Genomic DNA, 537 nt, shown 5'->3' with positions numbered 1-537 from the left:
CTGCGCCACATGCGCCGCACGGGAACCGTGCCCGAGCGGGACATCGTCTTCGGGTTCTTCGCGGACGAGGAACCCGGGATGCGCTACGGCTCCAAGTGGATGGTGAGCGAACATCCCGAGGTCTTCGACGGTGTCACGGACGCACTGAGCGAGGTGGGCGGGTTCTCCGCGAACATCGGCGGCAAGCGGGCCTACCTGCTGCAGACCGCGGAGAAGGGCCTGCTGTGGTTGAAGCTCATCGCACAGGGCCAGGCCGGGCACGGCTCCGGGCTGCACGAGGACAACGCCGTGACGCACCTGTCCCGCGCCATGGCGAACATCGGGCAGTACACGTGGCCCGTGGAACTGACCAAGACCACCCGCGCGTTCCTGGACGAGGTCACCGAGCTGACCGGCGTGGAGTTCGATCCGGAGAACCCGCAGCGGCTGTTGCGCGAACTGGGGGATGTGGCCCGGTTCGTGGGGGCGACCCTGCAGAACACCTCGAACCCCACGATGCTCGACGGCGGATACAAGACGAACGTGATCCCCGGGACC

At 67.4% G+C, this 537-nt stretch carries 1 protein-coding gene; it reads left to right on the top strand.

Annotated features, from left to right (window positions below; genetic code table 11):
* Nucleotides 1–537, top strand: a 537-nt coding sequence (locus tag RF645_RS13320; protein ID WP_368819277.1) for a peptidase dimerization domain-containing protein, incomplete at both ends; no start/stop codon positions are given.

Source organism: Kocuria sp. CPCC 205260, from assembly GCF_040981045.1.
Classification (GTDB): Bacteria; Actinomycetota; Actinomycetes; order Actinomycetales; family Micrococcaceae; genus Kocuria; species Kocuria palustris.
This window is presented reverse-complemented; position numbering and strand designations above follow the sequence as displayed.